Origin of the sequence: Streptomyces griseoruber (genome assembly GCF_001514205.1) — a bacterium.
GTDB lineage: Bacteria > Actinomycetota > Actinomycetes > Streptomycetales > Streptomycetaceae > Streptomyces > Streptomyces griseoruber.
In genome coordinates this window covers 198,214-217,185 of record NZ_KQ948781.1, presented here as the reverse complement: position 1 = coordinate 217,185, position 18,972 = coordinate 198,214, and the positions used below count along the sequence as shown (strand labels likewise).

Genomic DNA, 18,972 nt, shown 5'->3' with positions numbered 1-18,972 from the left:
CCTCGTCCCCGCCCGTCCCTCAGGGAGTTCCGTCATGCCCTCTTCCGCCAGACGCGCCGCCATCGCGGGCGTTTCCTCCGTAATCGCCCTGGTATCGGTCACCGCCTGTGGCGGTGGCTCCACCGCCTCCACCGCCTCCACCGGATCCGCCGACAAGCTTCAGGCGGCTCCCGCCGCGCAGAACCTGGCCGGCGTCTGCCCCAAGACGGTCGTCGTCCAGGTCGACTGGGAGCCCGAGGCCGAACACGGCCCCCTCTACAACCTCGTAGGCCCCGGCTCCACCGTCGACAGCGACAAGAAGCGGATCACCGGACCGCTGGTCATCGGGGGCAAGGACACCGGCGTCGACATCCAGATCCGGGCCGGCGGCTCCGCCATCGGCTACCAGACCGTCCCCTCGCAGATGTACGTCGACAAGAGCATCACCCTCGGCACGGTCACCACCGACGTGGCGATCTCGGCGTCCGCCAAGCAGCCGGTCACGGCCGTCGCGGCACTGATGAAGAAGAGCCCGCAGGTCCTGATGTGGGACCCCGCCACCCACCCCGACTGGAAGTCGATCGCGGACATCGGAAAGTCGAACGCGAAGGTCGTCTACGTCAACGGCAGCACCTACGCCTCGCTGCTGGTCTCCAAAGGCCTGATCAAGAAGAGCCAGCTGGACGGCAGTTACGACGGCGCGCCCGCCCGCTTCGTGTCCAACCCCGGCATCGCCCAGCAGGGCTTCGCCACCGCCGAGCCGTACATCTACCAGCACGAGGTGTCGGCCTGGAAGAAGCCGATCAAATACCAGCTGCTCGCAGATGTCGGCTACAACGTCTACCCGGAAGCCCTCTCGGTGCGCAGCGGCGAGCTGAAGTCGCTCAGCCCCTGCCTGAAGAAGCTCGTTCCCGTCCTGCAGCAGTCGGCCGCCGACTACGCGGCCAAGCCGTCGGCGACCGTCAAGCTCATCGCCGATCTGGTCCAGCAGTACAACACCGGCTGGGTCTACTCCGAGGGCACCGGCACCTTCGCCGCGAAGCAGATGGTCAAGCTCGGCATCCTCGGCAACGAGGCCGACGGAAGCGTCGGGAGCTTCGACACGAAGCGCGTCGCCTCCGCACTGAAGACCTTCACCCCCCTCGTCGAGCAGAGCGGCGCCAAGGTCAAGGCGGGACTGACCGCGCAGGACCTGGCGACCGACGAGTTCATCGACCCGTCGATCGGACTGAAGTGATGACGACCGGACATCTGACCGCACTCACCGAACTCGTCGACGACGGACGGGCTCCGGGCATGACGGAACGCCGGCCGACGCCCGGGATCGAGGAGTTCTGCGCCGAGGCCACCGAACTCCTCGGCACCGACGGGGTGATCCGCGACCCGGCGGCACGGGAGAAGGCCTCCTGCGACTGGGCGCACATGTCGCCCATCCTGTCCGCGCGCCTTCCCGCCGGACACGCCGAGGCCGTCCTGCGCCCCACCGCGCACGAGCAGATCCCGGGCATCCTCGCCCTGGCCCACCGCCACCGCATCCCCCTCACCCCGCGCGGCAAGGGCACCGGCAACTACGGCCAGGCGATCCCGCTGTACGACGGCGCAGTCCTCGACCTCACCGGCTGCGGCCGGATCCTCGACGCCGGTGACGGCTGGATCCGCGCCGAGGCCGGGGCGAGGATGTCCGACCTCGAAGGCCACGCCCGCACCCTCGGCCAGGAGCTGTGGATGTTCCCGTCCACCTTCGGCACCACGGTCGGCGGCTTCCTCTCCGGCGGAAGCGGCGGCACCGGCTCTCTCGTGCACAAGACCAACAGCGACGGTTTCGTACAGGAGTTGACGGTCGTACCCTGCACGGCGGACGCCGAGCCCTTCACAGTCCAGGACGCGGAGGCACTGCCGTACATCCACGCCTACGGCACCACCGGGATCATCGCCACCGCGACCGTACGGCTCCAGCGGGCCCGCACCTGGACGGGCCTGTTCGCGGCCTTCGCCGACTGGGCGTCCGCCACCGCCGCGCTGTCGGCGCTGGTACGCCTCGAACCGGCACCGCGCCTGGCCTCGCTGGACGAAGCCGGCCTCGTGGGGGTCTACCGGCCCGACCCGGCGCTGGACCCCACGGCCCTGAGTGTGCGCGCGATCATCGAGGAGGAGGCCGTGGAGCAGGCACGGGCGATCGTCCGGTCGCACGGCGGCAGCGTCCTCGACATCCGGCCCGCACCGGACGGCCCCGCGCTGATCAGCTCGATGTCCTTCAACCACCCCACCTACCACCTGATGACGGCCGAGGACGGCTGGTTCCATCTGGAGATCGGCGGCGACGTCCTCCTCGGCGACACCACCGAGATCCGGAAAGTCTTCCCGGACACCCTGCTCCACCTGGAGGGCATGCGCTCCGGCACGGTCGGCATGCTCATGGCTCGCTACCAGGACGAGCAGACCGTCTACGCCGGCACAGCCGCCCTGGAAGCTCTGGGCGTCCGCGTGCACAGCCCGCACAACTGGTACGTCGATCGCCGTCTGGACCTGGTACGGGAGACGGCCCTCACCGCCGACCCGCTGGGCCTGCTCAACCCCGGCAAGATTCCCGCCACTTCGCAGGAGACGCCGTGACCTTCACCCGTTTCATCGACCTCAGCGGCCCGGAGATCGAGCGGTTCGGCGAGGACACCGTCGCCGTGCTGCCGGTCGGCGCGGTCGAGCAGCACGGGCCCCATCTGCCCGTCGCCACCGACTACTACATGGCCGAAGCCGTCGCCGAGGGCGCCGCCCGGCTCGCGGGGGAGAGCTGCGACATCACGCTGCTGCCGGGGCTCGCCTACACCAAGTCCGACGAACACGCCTGGTCCCCGGGCACGCTGTGGCTCAGCGCCCGCACCCTCCTGTCCGTCCTCGACGACCTCGGACGCTCCCTGGCCGCAGGCCCCGTCCGGCGGCTCGCCTTCCTCAACGCGCACGGCGGCAACAGCGCCCTGCTCGGCGTCGCCCTGCGCGAGCTGCGCACCCGCCACGGCCTGCGCACCTTCCTGCTGCACGCCGCCCTCCCCGCCGACCAGGGCGGCGCGTCCCCGGCCGCGGAGTTCGGCATGGGCGTGCACGGCGGACTCAAGGAAACCGCCGCCATGCTCCACCTCCACCCGGACCTGGTGGACATGACACAGGCGCGCCGCAGCGTCCCCGAACACCTCACCGCGTACGAGCACATCGGCTTCGGCAAGCCGGTGTCCTTCGGCTGGACCAGCGACGACTTCGCCACCGGCAACGGCCTCATCGGCGATCCCACGGGAGCCACGCCCGAACTCGGCCGCAAGCTCGTCGACGCGTCCGTCTCCGCGGCCGCCGCCGCGTTGCGCGAATGCGCGCGCTTCCTGCCCGACCGCCCCCCGACTCCCTGAGGGAGCCCGCCATGACCGACGCCCCGCTGCACACCCCGCTGCGCGACATCACCGCCCACCACATCACCGCCGGCGACACCGTCAAGCTCGCCGTGCTCACCGGCCCCCGGGACGGCTCGCCCACCACGGTCGTCTTCGAGGTCTGGGAACCGGGCGGCGCCCAGCCCCTCAACTGGCACCCCGAGTCCGTCGAGACGTTCGTCGTGCTCGCCGGCCACGGCCGCGCCGCCAGCGACGAGCACGAGCGCGACCTCGCCCCCGGCGACGTCCTGGTCCTGCCCGTCGGCTCCAAGCACCGCATCGTGAACGCGTCCGCCACCGAACGCCTCTACACCCTCACCGTGATGGCCCCCGACGAGGGCTTCGCGGATCTCATCGAGCGTGGACCGGTCGCCGCCCTGGACGAGCAGGATCTGGCCGTCCTGCGAGCGGGAACACCGTGAGCATGGATCTCCTCGCCGCCTTCTGGGCCTACGAACAGGCGCTCGCCGCCAACGACTTGACGGGGCTGGACCACTGGTTCCTCGACGCCCCGGACACCCTGCGCGCCGAGGGCGACACCGTCTTGGTGGGCCACACCGCCATCGCCGACTTCCGGCGGGGGAGGGGAGGGGCTCCCGCCCGGGTGGTCGAGCGGGTGCACGTGGTCCGTCCGGCGGTGGGGGTCGGGGTCGTGACCGCCGAGACACGGCGGCAGGACGGTGCGCGCGGGCTCCAGACGCAGGTGTGGCAACGCACCGATGCCGGGTGGCGGATCGCCGCCGCGCACGTGAGCGCCGTAGCCGTGCCCGTAACTGTGCCGGACGACCGCCCCGACCCGGCGGTGTGGCGAGTGGCCGGGCCCCTGGTGGCCTCCACCGGACAGGGCCCGCTGGCGCAGGTCCGCACCGCGGTGAAGGACCTGTTCGCCGTCGCGGAACAGCGGGTGGGCGCGGGCAATCCGGCGTGGCTGGCCGAGGCCCGCACGGAGCCCGAACACGCTGACGCCGTACGGCAGTTGCTCGACGCGGGTGCCGAACTCACCGGTATCGCCCAGACCGACGAGCTGGCCTTCGGTCTCGCCGGGACCAACCGACACTACGGCACACCCGCCAACCCCGCCGCACCCGGCCGGATCACCGGCGGCTCCAGCAGCGGCCCGGCCGCCGCCGTGGCCCGCGGCCGGGCGGACCTGGGGCTGGCCACCGACACCGCCGGCTCGATCCGTGTGCCCGCCTCCTACTGCGGCCTGTACGGCTGGCGGCCCACCCACGGTGCCACCCCCAACGGAGGCCTGCTGGCGTTGGCCCCCTCCTTCGACACCGCCGGACTCCTGGCCCGCGACCCCGTCCTGCTGCGGACGGCGGCCGAGGCGCTGCTGACGCGGGGCGACACCACCGGGCCGATCACCGCATGCATGGTGGACGAGGAACTGGTGTCGCTCGCGGAACCCGAGGTCCGCGCCTCCTTCGAGGCTGCCTGCCGGGCACTGACCCTGCGTACCGCGCTGCCCCTGACGCGTACCCGCACCGGAGCCGCCGAGCACCTCGGAGAGTGGTTCGCCGCCTTCCGCACCGTCCAGGCCGCTGAAGCCTGGGAGCAGCATGGCGCGTGGATCGCTCGGCACCCGGGCGCGCTCGCCCCGGACGTCGCGGCACGCTTCGAGAACGGACGCCGGGTGAGCGCGGCCGAACGGGCGCAGGCGGAACGGGTTCTGTCCGACGGGCGGAAGGCGCTGGACGCCGTACTTCTGCCCGGGACCGCCCTGCTGCTGCCCGCCACGAGTGGCCCCGCCCCGCTCGCCGACGCGCCGCCCGACGAGGTGGAGGCCGTTCGTGCCGCCACCCTCCGCCTGACCTGCCTCGCCTCCCTGGCCGGACTCCCGGCGGCCGTCGCCCCGCTGCTGCGGGTGCGCTCGTTGCCCGTGGGCCTGTGCGCGCTGGGCGCCCGGGGCACCGACCGGGCCCTGCTGGACTTCATCACCGATTCGAGGAAACCCGCGCATGCCTGACGCCCACGGCCTGATCGGGCCCAACTCCCGCAACGCCTGGCGGGCGGACGGCACGGCCGTCGTACTGGCCCGCCCGCACCGCGACCCACACCCGGTCACTGTCGAGGCACTCCCCCAGACGGTGACCGCCGACCTCGCCGCGACCGCGCTGATCGTCGTCGACATGCAGAACGACTTCTGCTCGCCCGACGGCTGGCTCGCCTCCATCGGCGTGGACGTGGCCCCCGCGCGCGCCCCCATCCCCGTCATCGCCGGCCTGCTGCCCCCGCTGCGCGCCGCCGGCGTCCCCGTCATCTGGCTCAACTGGGGAAACCGCCCCGACCGGGCCAACCTCCCGCCCGGCGTTCTGCACGTCTACGACCCTGACGGCACCGGCGGCGGCCTCGGCGCCCAGCTCCCGGCTGGCCGGGTACTGGAACGGGGCAGCCCCTCGGCCGCGATCGTCGCCGAGTTGGAGACCGCGGACGGCGACCTCCACGTCTCCAAGTACCGGATGAGCGGATTCCACGACACCGAGCTGGACAGCGTGCTGCGCAACCTGCGGGTCGACACCGTGCTGTTCGCCGGCGTCAACGCCGACCAGTGTGTCCTGGCCACCCTCATGGACGCCGCGAACCTCGGCTACGACGTCGTCATGGTGGAGGACGCGGTGGCCACCACGTCGCCCGCGTACTGCATGGACGCCACCCTCTACAACGTCCGCCAGTGCTTCGGGTTCACCCTCACCGCCGGGGCCCTGCGGGAGGCCCTGAAGTGAACCTCCTCCAACCCGGGCTCGGCCCCCTGGACGGCGACCACTACCTCCCCGCCGACCCCTCCCGCGTGCACTGGGGCCTGCTGCCCAACGCCACCGCGAAGCCGGCGCTGACCGTGCGCTCGGGCGAGACCGTCACCTTCGACACCATCAGCCACGAGGGCATCCTCGAAGACCAGGGCCGCGACCCGGCAGCCTTCTTCGGGGCGGCCGGCATCGCCGCGAACGGCCTGCTGCACGACGCCGTCGAACTGGCCGCCTCCGCACGCGAACACCTGCCGCAGACGCAGGGCCCGCACGTCGTCACCGGGCCCGTGGCACTGCACGGCGCACGGCCCGGCGACGTACTGGAGGTCGAAGTCCTGACCCTGCTCCGCCGCGCTCCCTACGGGGTGATCAGCAACCGGCACGGCAAGGGCGCCCTCCCCGGCGAATACCCGCAGACACCCCTGGGCGAGCCGACCAGCATCGTCGCGACCGTCGGAGACGACGGCCGGGGCCGGCTCCCGGTCGGTGACGGCCGTCACCTCGGCTTCGCCCTTCGCCCCTTCCTCGGCATCATGGGCGTCGCCCCGGCCACCGAATCCCCCGTCCACTCCGTCCCGCCGGGCCCCCACGGCGGGAACATCGACGTCCGCCACCTCGGCACCGGCGCCCGCCTCTTCCTCCCCGTCCAGGTCCCCGAGGCCCTCTTCTACGTCGGCGACCCCCACTTCTCCCAGGGCGACGGCGAAGTCGCCCTCACCGCCTTCGAGGCCCCACTGCGCGCCACCCTCCGCCTCACGGTCCACACGGACCCGGCCACCCGCGCTCTGGCCGCCCGCCTGCGCGCACCCTTCGCGGAAACGCCGTCCGAGCACATCGTGCTGGGCCTCGACCGCGACCTCGACGAGGCCCTGCGCAACGCCGTACGCGACGCACTCACCCTCCTCACAGACCGGTTCGCCATCCCCGGCCCTGTCGGCCTGGCCTACCTCAGCGCGGCCGCCGACTTCCACGTCTCCCAGGTGGTCGACATCGTCAAGGGCGTCCACGGCCGCATCTCCAAGGCGGACCTGAGGTGCTGAACCGTTGTCGTCCGAGAGCTGACCCCGGGCTGGCCACCAGGGCCGACCAACCCGCCGGGCGGGCGGCGGGGGGAGGCAGGCAGCCGCGAAGCCGGCAGCCGGAGTGGGGGAGACAGCGCACCCGGTGAGCCATGTCGTGGCGGTCGGCGCGAGGATGCGCTGCATGACGCGGGCGATCACGCCGCCCGGTGTGCGACCTCGGCACTGTGCCGTACTTGTCGCCGGTCGGCGTCTGTCCGGGCCGGGCGGCGACGAGGTGCGGTTCGGCGGCGAGCAGATCCAGCAGGGTCTCGCGTTCGTCGGCCTTGGCCCCGGTCAGGGCGAAGGCGATGGCCAGGACACGGTGCGACCGCCTGGCTCGCCGCGCTCCTGCCCCGACTCCGCCCGCAAGCTCGGCAGCAGCGCCTTCGAAGCCGTCCACCGCGCCTTCACCGCTGCCTCTGGATGCCCCCTCACACAGATCACCTGACCGGCCAGGCTCACGCACCGTCACCGATCAGCCGCATTCCTTCTGCCTGGCTACCTCCATCAACTCTCCACATGTGCACGGACGGGCAGGGAACGCACCCCACGATGGAGCATGCTGGGCCGCCGGATCAGCTCTTCCGGGTCGATCGCCAGATCCAGGACAGGGAAGCGCGCGAGGAGCCGCCCGAAGGCGATCTCGCTCTCGGCCCTGGCGAGCGGTGCGCCCACACAGTGGTGGATGCCGTGGCCGAACGCGAGATGGCCGGTTGCGGAGCGGGTGACGTCGAGTACGTCCGGGTCGGGGTAGCGGGCCGAGTCCCGGTTGGCCGCCAGGAGCCCGACGAAGACGAACTCGTCGGCCGGAATGGTCATGTTGCCGACGGGGACCGCGTCGGTGGTGCGCCGGAAGTGACTGATGTTGGCGGAGCCGTCGAAGCGCAGGAACTCCTCGACGGCGCTCGGCAGCAACGACGGATCGGCGCGCAGTTCGGCGAGCTGGTCCGGGTTGCGCAGCAGGGCGAGAGTGCCGTTGCCGATGAGGTTGACCGTGGTGTCGAAGCCGCCGACGAAGAGCACGACGGCGAGGGAGACGACCTCCTCGTGGCTGAGCCGGTCCTCGCCGTCGGCCGCGAGGATCAGCGAACTGAGCAGCTTGTCGTCGGGGGCGGCGCGCTTGGCCTCGACGATCGCGCTCACCAGGGTCAGCAGCGCGTTAGACGCCTGGTTCACCACCTCCCGGTCCGCGTCGGAGGTCAGGATCTCGGATGTCTCGCGGAACTCGGCGCGGTCACCCTCCGGGACACCGAGCAGTTCGGAGATGACCGTGCTGACCAGGGGCGCCGCGTAGTCGGCGACGATGTCGAACTCGGTGCGGTCGGCGAGTGCGTCGAGCAGCTCGTCGGCGATCTCCTCGATCCGGGGGCGCAGCCGGTTCACCTGCCGCATGGTGAACGCCCTGCCGACGAGGCCGCGCAGCCGGGTGTGGTCCGGCGGATCCATGTTGATCATGGACTGCTGGATCGAGTGGGAGTAGTCGCGCTGACGGCTCATGTCGGTCTGGTGGAGCTCGAAGAGGTGCCCGGCATCAGCCATGTTCTTGCTCAGCCGTGGATCGGCGAGCAGGGCCCGTCCCTCTTCGTAGGAGGTGATCAGCCAGACCTTCAGACCGGTGGGCAGAACGGCCCGGTGAACCGCGCCCTCCTTGCGGAGCCGGTCGTAGACGGAGTGGGGATCGCGGACGAAGTCGGCGCCGAGCACCACGGGTTCGGTCGTTGGGGATGACATCGGTTGACCGCCTTTCAAGGGGCATTTCCGGTGGGAGGGCTGTCTGGGGGGCGTCCCGGGCCCGGGAGGGGCCGGGAAGGTCGCGCTCTCCGGGGTTCGGTCAGCGCAGGCGGTCGCCGAGGCGGAGCGCGATCCGGTCGATGGTTCTCGTCATCCGGGCGGTGTCGAGGGGCCGTACCCAGATCAGGACGCGGTCGACTCCGACGGCCTCGTAGGCGTCGACATCGCGGAGTTCGCCGCCGAAGAGGGTGACGGGGAGGGGTTCGTCGCTCCCGGGCTTGCGGGCGGTCTTCTTGAACTCGGCGATCTGGTCGAGGACTCCGGGGCGCGCCATGGGGATCCACTCCTCGCCGTACGCGAGGACGCGCTCGGTGACGCCGGGGCCGTTGCCGGCGACGAGGACCGGCGGGTGGGGGGTCCGGACGGGCTTGGGCCAGGACGTGATGTCCGCGAAGTCGACGAACTCGCCGTGGTAGGAGGCGATGTCCTGGGTCCAGATCTCCCGCATGGCCTCGACGCGCTCCCGCATGACCTGCCAGCGGTCGTCGGGGTTCGTGCCGTGGTTGCGCAACTCCTGCTTGATCCAGCCCGGCCCCACCCCGAAGTTCATCCGGCCGCCGGAGAGCACGTCCACCGAGGCGACCGCCTTGGCTGTGACGATGGGGTCGCGCTCCGGGACCAGCAGGATCGCGGTGCCGATCTGCAGGGTCGAGGTGGCCTGCGCGAGGGCGCCCAGGGCGACGAACGGGTCCATGCCGTTCCTGAACTCCGGCGCGAGGTTCGCGACGTCGTCCTTCTCCGGCGTGACGGCCGGGATGTGGGTGTGGTCGGGCACGAACAGGGACTCGAAGCCCCGGTCCTCCAGGAGGGCGCCGAAGTCACCGGGCGCGATGGCGTCCCGCGTGGGGAACATGACGAAGCCGAACTTCATGACGAGCTGTCCTCCTTCAGCCCGCGTGGGCCGACGTGTCCGAGGAGGCCGCTGTGTGCTCCCGGGACGACGTGTAATCGGCGGCGAGCCGCTGTCGGCCGAGCTTGCCGCTGGGCAGCACCGGCAGCTTCTCGACGACGTTGATCTCTCCGGGATGCTTGTACGCGCCGATACGGCCGGACAGATGCTCCAGCAGGGCCGTCGGCTCGACCTGGCGTCCAGGCTCCGGTTCCACCAGCGCGACCGCGCGTTCGCCGGTGGCGGTGTCGGGTACGCCGAAGACGAGGGCGGCCGCGACATCGGGGTGCGCGGCGATCGCCTGCTCGATCTCCAGCGGTGAGATCGGATAGCCCTCGACCATGATCAGATCCTTCTTGCGGCCCACGAACAGCAGACAGCCGTCCTCCCGTCGCCGGACGATGTCGCCGCTGGCGAGCCACTCCGCACGGTCGAAACGGTCCACTCCGGTCCCGTTCCACGACCCGACGGGCCGGGACGGGGTGCGCAGCAGCAACTCACCCGTCTCCTCGCCCTCCTCGGCGTCGACACGTACCTCCACACCGGGCAGCGGCCAGCCGATGGACGGCACGTCGACGGCGTCGATCCGCGGCTGTTCGATCACGGGCGCGGCGGTCTCCGTCATGCCGTAGACGCCCGTCAGAGAGGCCCCGAAGGTCTCCGCGAAGTCCCGGCTCAGCTCGATCGGGCATGCGTCGCCTCCGGCCACACACCTCGTCCCCGCCAGGCCGGGAGCCGGTTCGGCGGCGGCACGTGCCTCGGCCAGCAGGGCGCGGAAGGTGGTCGGCGCGCCGCCGATCCAGCCGAAGCGGTGGGTGCGCAGCATGCGCAGGATGACGTCCGGGGTGTTCGTCGCCGTCAGGGCCAGGGGACGGCCCCGGCGCAGCGAGGTGAGCAGGACGAGGATGCCCCACGGGTTCATCAGGTTGATCATGTAGTACGTGGCGTCGGCGTGCCCGACGCCCTGGGCCTCCGTCAGGTCGAGGCCGGCTTCCAGGGTGGTCTGGGACAGCACGAGGCTCTTGGGGCGTCCCGTGGTGCCCGAGGTGTAGAAGATGGCGGCGAGTTCGTCCGGGCCGATGTCGTCGGAGGGGGAGGGGGCGTCCGCGAGGAGGCCGCTCCACGGCTCGGTCGTCGTCGTCCCGGCGGAGTCGAGGATCCATGCGCGCTCGACCGTCTCGCGCTTCTCGATCACATGGGCGCACGGTTCGTGGACCTCGGCCTCGCCGAGATAGAACCGGGGTGCGCTGTCCTCGATCAGCTGGTCGACCTCGCCCGCCGACAGCTTGTGGCTCACCGGCACGATCACCGCGCCGACCCGCAGACAGGCGTAGTAGACCGAGACCAGCTCGTACCGGTTGGAGAGGTGCACCGCGACCCGCTCACCCGTGCGCAGGCCGGCCTGCAGCAGCCCAGCGGCGACCTCGTCGGCGAGGCCGAGCACGGTCCCGTACGACACGGCGTCGTCGAGGGTGACCAGCGCGGGCGCGTCCGGTTGCCGGAGCGCGACCTGCTGGAAGTCCGAGAAGATTGACATGAGTTCCTCCGGTGGATTCGCCGAGCGCGACCCCTCGGGACGGGTGCTCGTGTGGTCCGGGTCGAGGTCGTGAGGCGGCCGTTCAGCTGGACGGGGTGGCCCAGTCGGCGAGCAGGTCGGTGAGGGTGCGGGCGGTGTCGGTGACGTACTCGGTGAGCAGGCCGAAGTGGCTGCCCGGCGTGGTGGTGCGGGTCGCGAGCCCCTCCCATAGCCGGGCCCATGCGCCGTCGGGCGCGGAGGGCACCTGCTGGGCCGCTTGGACGAGGTGGACCGGTACGTCGGGGGCGACCGGTGTCCAGTGGTTTCCGAACAGGTCGAGGTACCAGCCCATGGCGGTGAGCCCGGTGTCGTCGCGGGACCAGAACTCACCCTGTGCCTCGGCCCACTCCCGCAGGATGTCGGCCGCCGCCGCGGTGGTGAGGGAACCCGGCGGCAGTGAGTCGATCAGGACGACGGCCTCGGGCCGGATCCCGCGTGCCGCAAGGCGGTGGGCCGTGGCGTGCGCGACGAGCCCTCCGGTGGAGAACCCGACCAGCGTGAACGGTTCACCCCCGGCGCACCCCTCGACGGCGGTGGCCACGGCCTCGGCCACGGCGTCGGCGGAATCGGGCAGCGGCTCGCCCTCCCGGTACCCGGGCAGCTGCACGGCCGCCACGTCGTACCGGGTCTCCAAGGCGACGGCCAGCCGCTGGTAGGTCAGGTTCGCCGCGGCGGGGATGAACGAGTCCACACAGATCAGCGCGGGTCGTCCGGCCCGGCGCAGCCAGGTCGCGGTGGGGGTGTGCTCGGGCAGCGGGGGATGGGAGAACGCGGGCCGCAGACGCGCGGCCGCCGCCAGCACGCCCACTCCCTCGCCGACCCGGCCCTGGCCGACCGCCTGGCGCAACAACGTGCCGAGGGGGCCCTCCTGCCGTTCCCGGCGGTCGGCCTCCGGCGCCGTGGGGGTGGCGGGGGCACCGATGTCGGCCAGCCGTTCGCCCAGGTGGCCCGCGAGAGCGGCGAGGGTGGGGTGGTCGAAGACCGCCGTCGCCGGCAGGCTCAGCCCGGTTGCGGCGGCCAGCCTGTTGCTCATCTCCACGGATGTCACGGAGTCGAAGCCCAGTGACCTGAACCCGGTGTCGGCGGTGAGGGCCCCGGGGTCGGGGTGGCTGAGCACGGCACCGGCGTGATCGGTGACCAGCTCCAGCAGGAACCGCAGCCGTTCGGCCTCCGGCAGCCCCGCGACCCGCCGGGCCATGCCGGGCGCCGCCGTCGGCCGGGACGCCGAGCGCGCGGTCAGGTCCGACAGCAGGGGTACGAGGCCCTGGGCCCGCAGCGTGTCCAGGTCCAGCCGCGCGGGGATCAGCGACGCGAGGTGGCTGTCGGCGCCGGTTCCGACGGCGGCGTCGAACTGGGCCAGCCCCTCCGCGGTGGGGATCGGCGCGAGCCCGGCGCCGAGGACCTGGTGGATGCCGTCCGCGCCGAGCCGCTCACCCATCGCGGAACGTTCCCCCCACATTCCCCAGGCCAGCGCGGTCGCCGGCAGCCCGTTGCCGCGGCGGTGGGCGGCCAGGGCGTCGAGGAAGGTGTTGGCGGCCGCGTAGTTGCCCTGACCGGCGAGACCGAGGACGCCCACCGACGAGGAGTAGAGGACGAACGCGGCGAGGTCCAGATGCCGGGTGAGCCGGTGCAGATGCCATGCGGCGTCGGCCTTGGGCCGCAGCACGACGTCCACCTGATCGGCGGTCAGCTCCCGCACGGGCCCGGGGTCCACGGTCCCGGCGGTGTGCACCACGGCGGCCAGCGGATGCTCGGCGGGGACGGTGTCGAGGAGCGCGGCCAGGGCGTCGGGGTCGGCGGTGTCGCAGGCGGCGACGGTGACCTCGGCACCGAGCGCGGCCAGTTCGGCGCGGAGTTCCACGGCACCGGGGGCGTCCGCGCCCCGGAGGCTCGCGAGCAGCAGATGCCGGGCCCGGTGTTCCGTGACCAGGTGCCGGGCGAGGAGGGCGCCGAGGGTTCCGGTGCCGCCGGTGACGAGGACCGTGCCGTCCGGGTCGAGGGGGCGGGGAACCGTGAGGACGACCTTGCCGGTGTGGGCCGCGTCGCGCATGAGCCGCAGGGCCCGGGGAGCCTGGCGGATGTCCAGGGCGGTGACGGGCAGCGGGGCGAGGGCGCCGTCGCGGAACAGTTCGGCGAGATGGGTGAGGGTGCCGGAGACATGGTCGGGGTCGATGAGGAGTTCGTACGGCCGGCGGCGTTCGTCGGGGTGGTCCGGGACGCCGGGCGCGGTCCTGCCCAGGTCGACGAGGCGACCGCCGGGGGCGAGCAATCGCAGGGAGGCGTCGGTGAGTTCGCCGCTGAGGCTGTGCAGGACGACATCGACGCCACGGCCGTCCGTGGCGGCCCGGAACCTCCGCTCGAAGGCGGTGTCCCGCGAGGAGGCGATGCGGGAGTCGTCGAGGCCGAGGGCGCGCAGCGTGGCGTGCTTGCCGGGATGTGCGGTGGCGTAGACGTCCGCGCCGAGGTGCCGCGCGATCTGGACGGCGGCCATACCGACCCCTCCGGCGGCGGCGTGCACGAGCACCGTGTCGCCGGGGCCGAGACCCGCGACGTCGACCAGGCCCTGCCAGGCGGTGACGAAGGCTCCGGGCACGGTGGCGGCCTCGGCGAACGTCCAGCCTTCCGGGACCCGGACGAGCGTGCGGTGGTCGGTGACCGCGAGGGTGCCCATGGCCCCGCCCGGGACCAGACCCGTCACCCGGTCACCGGGACGAAGGCCGTCCACGCCCGGGCCGGACTCGACGACCACGCCCGAGATCTCCGTGCCGATCCGCCCGGACCCGGGGTACATGCCCAGCGGGATGAGGACGTCCCGGAAGTTGACCCCGGCCGCCCGTACGGCGACGCGGACCTGTCCGGTGGCGAGGGGTGCCTCGAACTCGGGGCAGGGTGCGAGCAGGAGGTCGTCGAGGCTGCCCGTGGGGTGTTCGCGGAGGGTGAGGTGCCAGGCTCGGTGCCCGGCGGGAGGTGCGAGCGTGTCCGCGGGGTCGGTCCTGGCCAGGCGGGGCGTCTTCAACCCGCCTCGTCGCAGGGCGAGTTGGGGCTCACCGAGGGCGAGGGCGGTCGCCACCGCCGCCGGGACGCGCTGCCAGGACTCGTCGTGGCCGTCGACGTCGAGGAGGACGAAGCGGCCCGGGTGCTCGGTCTGCGTCGTACGCAGCAGACCCCACGCCGGTGACTGGGCGAGCCCCGGGACGTCCTCTCCGGCCTCGGTGGCCACCGCGCCATGGGTGAGCACCACCAGAGTGCGCTCGCGGGTCCGCTCGTCGGCCAGCCACTGCTGGACGGATGCGAGCAGGTCCCGGGTGGAGCCATGGACGTCGTACAGGATGCCCGCGGCGGGGCTTCCGCCGGCGGGGCGCTCGGCACACCCCGGGTGGGCGAGGACCGTCACCTCGTCGTCCGGTCCGGCCTTCAGAGCGTCGAGGGCCTCGCCGACGCCCCCGAAGACCCGCGCGTCCATGTCGGCGAGAGCGCGCCACGGCCGGGGCGAGTTCCCCTCGGGGACGATCCAACCAAGGCCCCGCTGCGGCGCATCGGAGGCGGGCACGTACTCGCGCCAGTCCAGGTGGTACGGCTCTGGGCGGCGGCAGCGGCCGGTCGTACCGGTGCCGACCGGCCTGAGCTCCAGCGAGTCCACGGTGGCGACGGGCCGTCCCGTGGCGTCGGCCAGCCGGAGCGAGTGGCGGCTGTGACCGGACGGTGCCGAGGCGTCCGTCGTGGTCGACAGATGGCCGCGTACGGCGGTGACGCCACTGGTGTCGTGCAGGGTCAGGCCGCCGAGGGAGACGAGCATCCTGGGCTGCCGCTCGTCCTCGGCGGTGGGCAGGGTCGCGACGAGGCTCGCCTGGAGGCCCGCGTCGAGCAGGGTCGGGTGGAGGGCGTGCCCGGCACGCGTCTCGGGGGAGTCCGCGGGCAGAGCGGCCTCCACGTACACGCCGTCGGCACGCCGCCATGCCGCCGTGATCCGCTGGAAGGCGGGCCCCAGGGTGACGTCCTGCTCGGCGAGGTGTTCGTGGAGCGCGTCGAGGTCGACGGGCTCCGCGTCGGCCGGCGGCCAGGCCCGCAGGTCGGGCCAGTCGGGGCGGGAGCCGTCGGCGGGGGCGAGGACGCCGGTGGCGTGGCGGGTCCACTCCGCCGCCTCGTCGTCGAGTCGGCCGCCGTCGAGGGGCTCACGGGCGGCGCGGTCGGCGGGGAGACGGAAGTAGAAGTCCGCCGGGCGCCTGCCGTCGGCCGTGGGCGGTCCGACGTGCACCTGGATGTCGACGGAGGCATGGGCGGGCAGGGGCAAGGGCGTGTGCAGGGAGAGTTCGTCGAGGCGGCCGTGTCCGAGCCCGCTCCCGGCGTGCAGAACGATCTCGGCGGTCGTGGCACCGGCGATCGTCGCCGCGCCGCCCACCACATGGTCGCTCAGCCAGGGGTGGGCCTCGGTGGACAGGGTTCCGGTGAACACCCGGTCCCGCTGCCCGGCGACATCGAGCCCCGCCGTGAGGAACGGGTGCGTCAGCGGGGTCAGACCGCCGGCCCTGACCTGCTTCCGGGGCGGCGGTGTGCGCAGCCAGTAACTCCGGCGCTGGAACGGATAGGTGGGCAGCTCCACACGGTCGGCACGGGGAACACGGGGCAGCAGCCGCGGCCAGTCGAGTTCGGCTCCCCGGACGTGGAGTCGCGTCAGAGCCGCGCCGAGGACACGCACCTCGTCACGTCGCTTGCGCAGGGTGGGTGTCCACGCGATGTCGGGCGCCCCGGAACGGGAGTCCTCGGCGGGCCCGGTCCGGCCCTGGCCCAGCGCGGTCAGTACGGCGTCCGGTCCGATCTCCAGGAAGGTCGTGGTGCCCTGGTCCCGCAACCAGGCGACGGCGTCCGCGAAGCGCACGGAGCCCCTCGCGTGGCGGGCCCAGTAGTCGGGAGAGCAGGCCTCGTCCGCGGTCAGGGCGGTGCCGGTGAGGGTGGACACGACGGGGACGGACGGCGGCCGGAGGTCGAGTTCCGCAGCCACACGGACGAGTTCGTCGAGCACGGCGTCGACGTGCGGTGAGTGGAAGGCATGGCTGACACGCAGTCGGCTGACGCGGCGGCCACGGTCGCGCCAGTGCTCGGCGACGCGGGTGACGGTGTCACGGTCGCCGGAGATCACGGTCGAGGACGGCGCGTTGACCGCGGCCACGGAGACCTGCCGCTCATGACCGGCCAGCGTGGCCAGGACCTCCAACTCACCGGCTCCGATCGCGATCATCGCCCCCGTGCCGGGCAGCGACCGCATGAGCCGCCCGCGCGCGGACACGAGTCGGGCCGCGTCCGCCAGGGACATGACCCCGGCGACATGAGCGGCGGCGATCTCACCGATGGAGTGACCGGCCACGAAGTCGGGGCGGGGCCCGAGATGTTCGACCGTCCGGTACAGCGCGACCTCGAGAGCGAACAGGGCAGCCTGGGTGAAGTCCGTACGGTCGAGCAGGGTGGACTCCTCGACGCTCTCCGCCTCGGTGAACATCACCTCCCGCAGGGGGCGCGGCAGCTGTGGGTCGAGGTGGGCGCAGGCACGGTCGAGCGCTTCGGCGAACACCGGGGAGTGTGCGTACAGTTCGCGACCCATGCCGGCCCACTGGGAGCCCTGGCCGGAGAACAGGAACGCGGTCCGGCCGGTCACCGCGCGCACGCCTCGGGTGAGGCCCGCCGCCGGCCGGTCGCCCGCCAGGGCGTCGAGCCCGGCGAGCAGGGCGGCACGGTCCGGGGCGGTGACGACCGCCCGGTGGTCGAGGTGCGCCCGGGTGGTGGCCAGAGCGTGGCCCACGGCGTCGAGATCGGCGTCCGGGGTCTCCGAGGCGAGCCGGGAGAGCTGCGCGGCCTGGGCACGCAGCCCGCCCGGCGAGGCGGCGGACAGCGGCCACACGATCCCGGGCAGGGCCATCGGGGGAGCCGCGGACCGAACCGGTTCTTCCGGCGCCTCGGCCGAAACCGGCTCGCGCCGCCCCTCGCCCCGAGCGGCGGGAACCGACCCACTGTGCGCCCTGCCCGGAGCCGCCACCGCAGCAGCCCCGCCCGGCGCCGTCGACTGATTCCGTGCCCGGCCCGAAGTCGCCTCCGGGGCCGGCGCCCCCCGGACGTTCTCCCGCCCGGTGGCCTCCTCCAGCACGAGGTGGGCGTTCGTGCCGGAGATGCCGAACGAGGACACGCCGGCGCGCCGGGGTCGCCCGGAGTCCGGCCAGGGGCGGTGGCTGGTCAGCAGCCGTACCGCTCCCCTGGACCAGTCGACCTTGGCGGACGGGACGTCGGCGTGGAGCGTCCTCGGCAGCTCGCCGTGGAGCAGGGCCATCACCGTCTTGATGACGCCGGCCACACCGGCCGCCGCCTGGGTGTGGCCGATGTTGGACTTCAGCGAGCCCAGCCACAGGGGCCGGTCGGCGGGCCGGTCCTTGCCGTACGTGTTGATGAGGGCGTTCGCCTCGATGGGGTCGCCGAGCGCGGTGCCGGTGCCGTGCGCCTCCACCGCGTCGACGTCGGACGGGGTCACGCCCGCGTCGGCGAGAGCCTGGCGGATCACCTGTTCCTGGGCGGGGCCGTTCGGCGCGGTCAGGCCGTTGCTGGCGCCGTCCTGGTTGATCGCGCTGCCCCGGATCACGGCGAGCACCGGGTGGCCGTTCGCCCGGGCGTCGGACAGCCGCTCCAGGAGCAGCAACCCCACGCCTTCGGCGAACCCGGTGCCGTCGGCGCCGTCGCCGAACGCCTTGCAGCGCCCGTCCACGGCGAGTCCCCGCTGTCTGCCGAACTCGACGAACACCTCCGGGGTGGCCATGACCGTCGCCCCGCCGGCGAGGGCGAGCGTGCACTCGCCGGAGCGCAGGGACCGTACGGCGAGGTGCAGGGCGGTCAGGGACGAGGAGCAGGCGGTGTCCACGGTGACGGCCGGCCCGTTCAGGCCCAGCGTGTAGGCGATGCGGCCGGACGCGATGCTGGTCAGACCGCCCTGGAGGCGGTATCCCGCGACGCTCGGGGCCGGCTGGTCGATCGGGGGCAGATAGGACTGGGCCGCGGTGCCGACGAAGACGCCGGTCCGGCTGCCGCGCAGTGCCGCCGGGACGATACCGGCGCGTTCGACCGTCTCCCACGCCGTCTCCAGCAGCAGGCGCTGCTGCGGGTCCATCGCCAGCGCCTCACGGTCGGAGATCCCGAAGAACCCGGCGTCGAAACCGGCCGCGTCCTCGACGAACCCGCCCTGCCAGGCGCGGCCGTCGTCCGGATCGGTCATCCCGTCGAGGTCCCAGCCCCGGTCGGCGGGGAAGTCCCCGACCGAGTCCGTCCCGGTGGCCACCAGCCGCCACAGCTCCTCGGGCGACCGGACACCGCCGGGCAGCCGACACGCCATGGCGACCACCGCGACGGGCTCCCGCGCTGCGGAGACCAGCTGAAGGTTCCTTCGCTTCAGCTGTTCGTTCGCCAACAGGCTGCGGCGCAGCGCCTCGGCAAGGTCGGGTTGGGGCACGGTCGACTCCGTCGTGTCGTTCACCGA

At 72.9% G+C, this 18,972-nt stretch carries 11 protein-coding genes and 1 pseudogene; 7 read left to right on the top strand and 5 right to left on the bottom strand.

The features are described 5' to 3' along the window. Nucleotides 1–34 precede the first annotated feature (34 nt). Genes AQJ64_RS37490 through AQJ64_RS37460 form a run of 7 tightly spaced genes read left to right on the top strand, consistent with a single transcriptional unit; the run spans nucleotide 35 to nucleotide 7,185 of the window. Nucleotides 35–1,216, top strand: coding sequence for a substrate-binding domain-containing protein (locus tag AQJ64_RS37490; RefSeq protein ID WP_055635387.1), 1,182 nt, complete (start codon nucleotides 35–37; stop codon nucleotides 1,214–1,216). After that, nucleotides 1,216–2,592 carry an FAD-binding oxidoreductase gene (locus tag AQJ64_RS37485; protein ID WP_206189757.1) on the top strand — a complete coding sequence of 459 codons (1,377 nt, stop codon included), beginning with the start codon at nucleotides 1,216–1,218 and terminating at the stop codon, nucleotides 2,590–2,592. The genes AQJ64_RS37490 and AQJ64_RS37485 overlap by 1 nt, the downstream gene beginning before the upstream one ends. Continuing rightward, nucleotides 2,589–3,374 carry a creatininase family protein gene (locus tag AQJ64_RS37480; protein WP_055635388.1) on the top strand — a complete coding sequence of 262 codons (786 nt, stop codon included), beginning with the start codon at nucleotides 2,589–2,591 and terminating at the stop codon, nucleotides 3,372–3,374. The genes AQJ64_RS37485 and AQJ64_RS37480 overlap by 4 nt, the downstream gene beginning before the upstream one ends. A gap of 11 nt (nucleotides 3,375–3,385) precedes the next feature. Beyond that, nucleotides 3,386–3,817, top strand: coding sequence for a cupin domain-containing protein (locus AQJ64_RS37475; RefSeq protein ID WP_059203361.1), 432 nt, complete (start codon nucleotides 3,386–3,388; stop codon nucleotides 3,815–3,817). A gap of 2 nt (nucleotides 3,818–3,819) precedes the next feature. After that, nucleotides 3,820–5,364 carry an amidase gene (locus AQJ64_RS37470; protein WP_063808099.1) on the top strand — a complete coding sequence of 515 codons (1,545 nt, stop codon included), beginning with the start codon at nucleotides 3,820–3,822 and terminating at the stop codon, nucleotides 5,362–5,364. Further along, nucleotides 5,357–6,121, top strand: a complete 765-nt coding sequence (locus AQJ64_RS37465; RefSeq protein WP_055634208.1) for a cysteine hydrolase family protein — start codon at nucleotides 5,357–5,359, stop codon at nucleotides 6,119–6,121. Before AQJ64_RS37470 ends, AQJ64_RS37465 begins: the two co-directional genes overlap by 8 nt. After that, on the top strand, nucleotides 6,118–7,185 hold the full coding sequence (locus AQJ64_RS37460) for an acetamidase/formamidase family protein (protein ID WP_055634209.1): 1,068 nt from the start codon (nucleotides 6,118–6,120) through the stop codon (nucleotides 7,183–7,185). Before AQJ64_RS37465 ends, AQJ64_RS37460 begins: the two co-directional genes overlap by 4 nt. A 129-nt stretch (nucleotides 7,186–7,314) precedes the next feature. Here the strand turns inward: AQJ64_RS37460 and AQJ64_RS52120 are convergent. From AQJ64_RS52120 to AQJ64_RS37435, 5 genes and pseudogenes are all read right to left on the bottom strand, one after another. Further along, nucleotides 7,315–7,522: pseudogene (locus AQJ64_RS52120) on the bottom strand (IS982 family transposase); the annotation flags it as partial. Nucleotides 7,523–7,713: 191 nt separating this feature from the next. Then, complete coding sequence (locus AQJ64_RS37450) at nucleotides 7,714–8,937, bottom strand: cytochrome P450 family protein (protein WP_055634211.1); 1,224 nt, start codon at nucleotides 8,935–8,937, stop codon at nucleotides 7,714–7,716. A 100-nt stretch (nucleotides 8,938–9,037) separates the two neighbouring features. Continuing rightward, complete coding sequence (locus tag AQJ64_RS37445; RefSeq protein ID WP_055634212.1) at nucleotides 9,038–9,868, bottom strand: LLM class F420-dependent oxidoreductase; 831 nt, start codon at nucleotides 9,866–9,868, stop codon at nucleotides 9,038–9,040. A 16-nt stretch (nucleotides 9,869–9,884) separates the two neighbouring features. Then, entirely contained in the window at nucleotides 9,885–11,423 is a 1,539-nt protein-coding gene (locus AQJ64_RS37440; protein ID WP_055634213.1) for a class I adenylate-forming enzyme family protein, read from the bottom strand. Nucleotides 11,424–11,505: 82 nt separating this feature from the next. Next, entirely contained in the window at nucleotides 11,506–18,969 is a 7,464-nt protein-coding gene (locus tag AQJ64_RS37435; protein WP_206189703.1) for a type I polyketide synthase, read from the bottom strand. Nucleotides 18,970–18,972 lie beyond the last annotated feature (3 nt).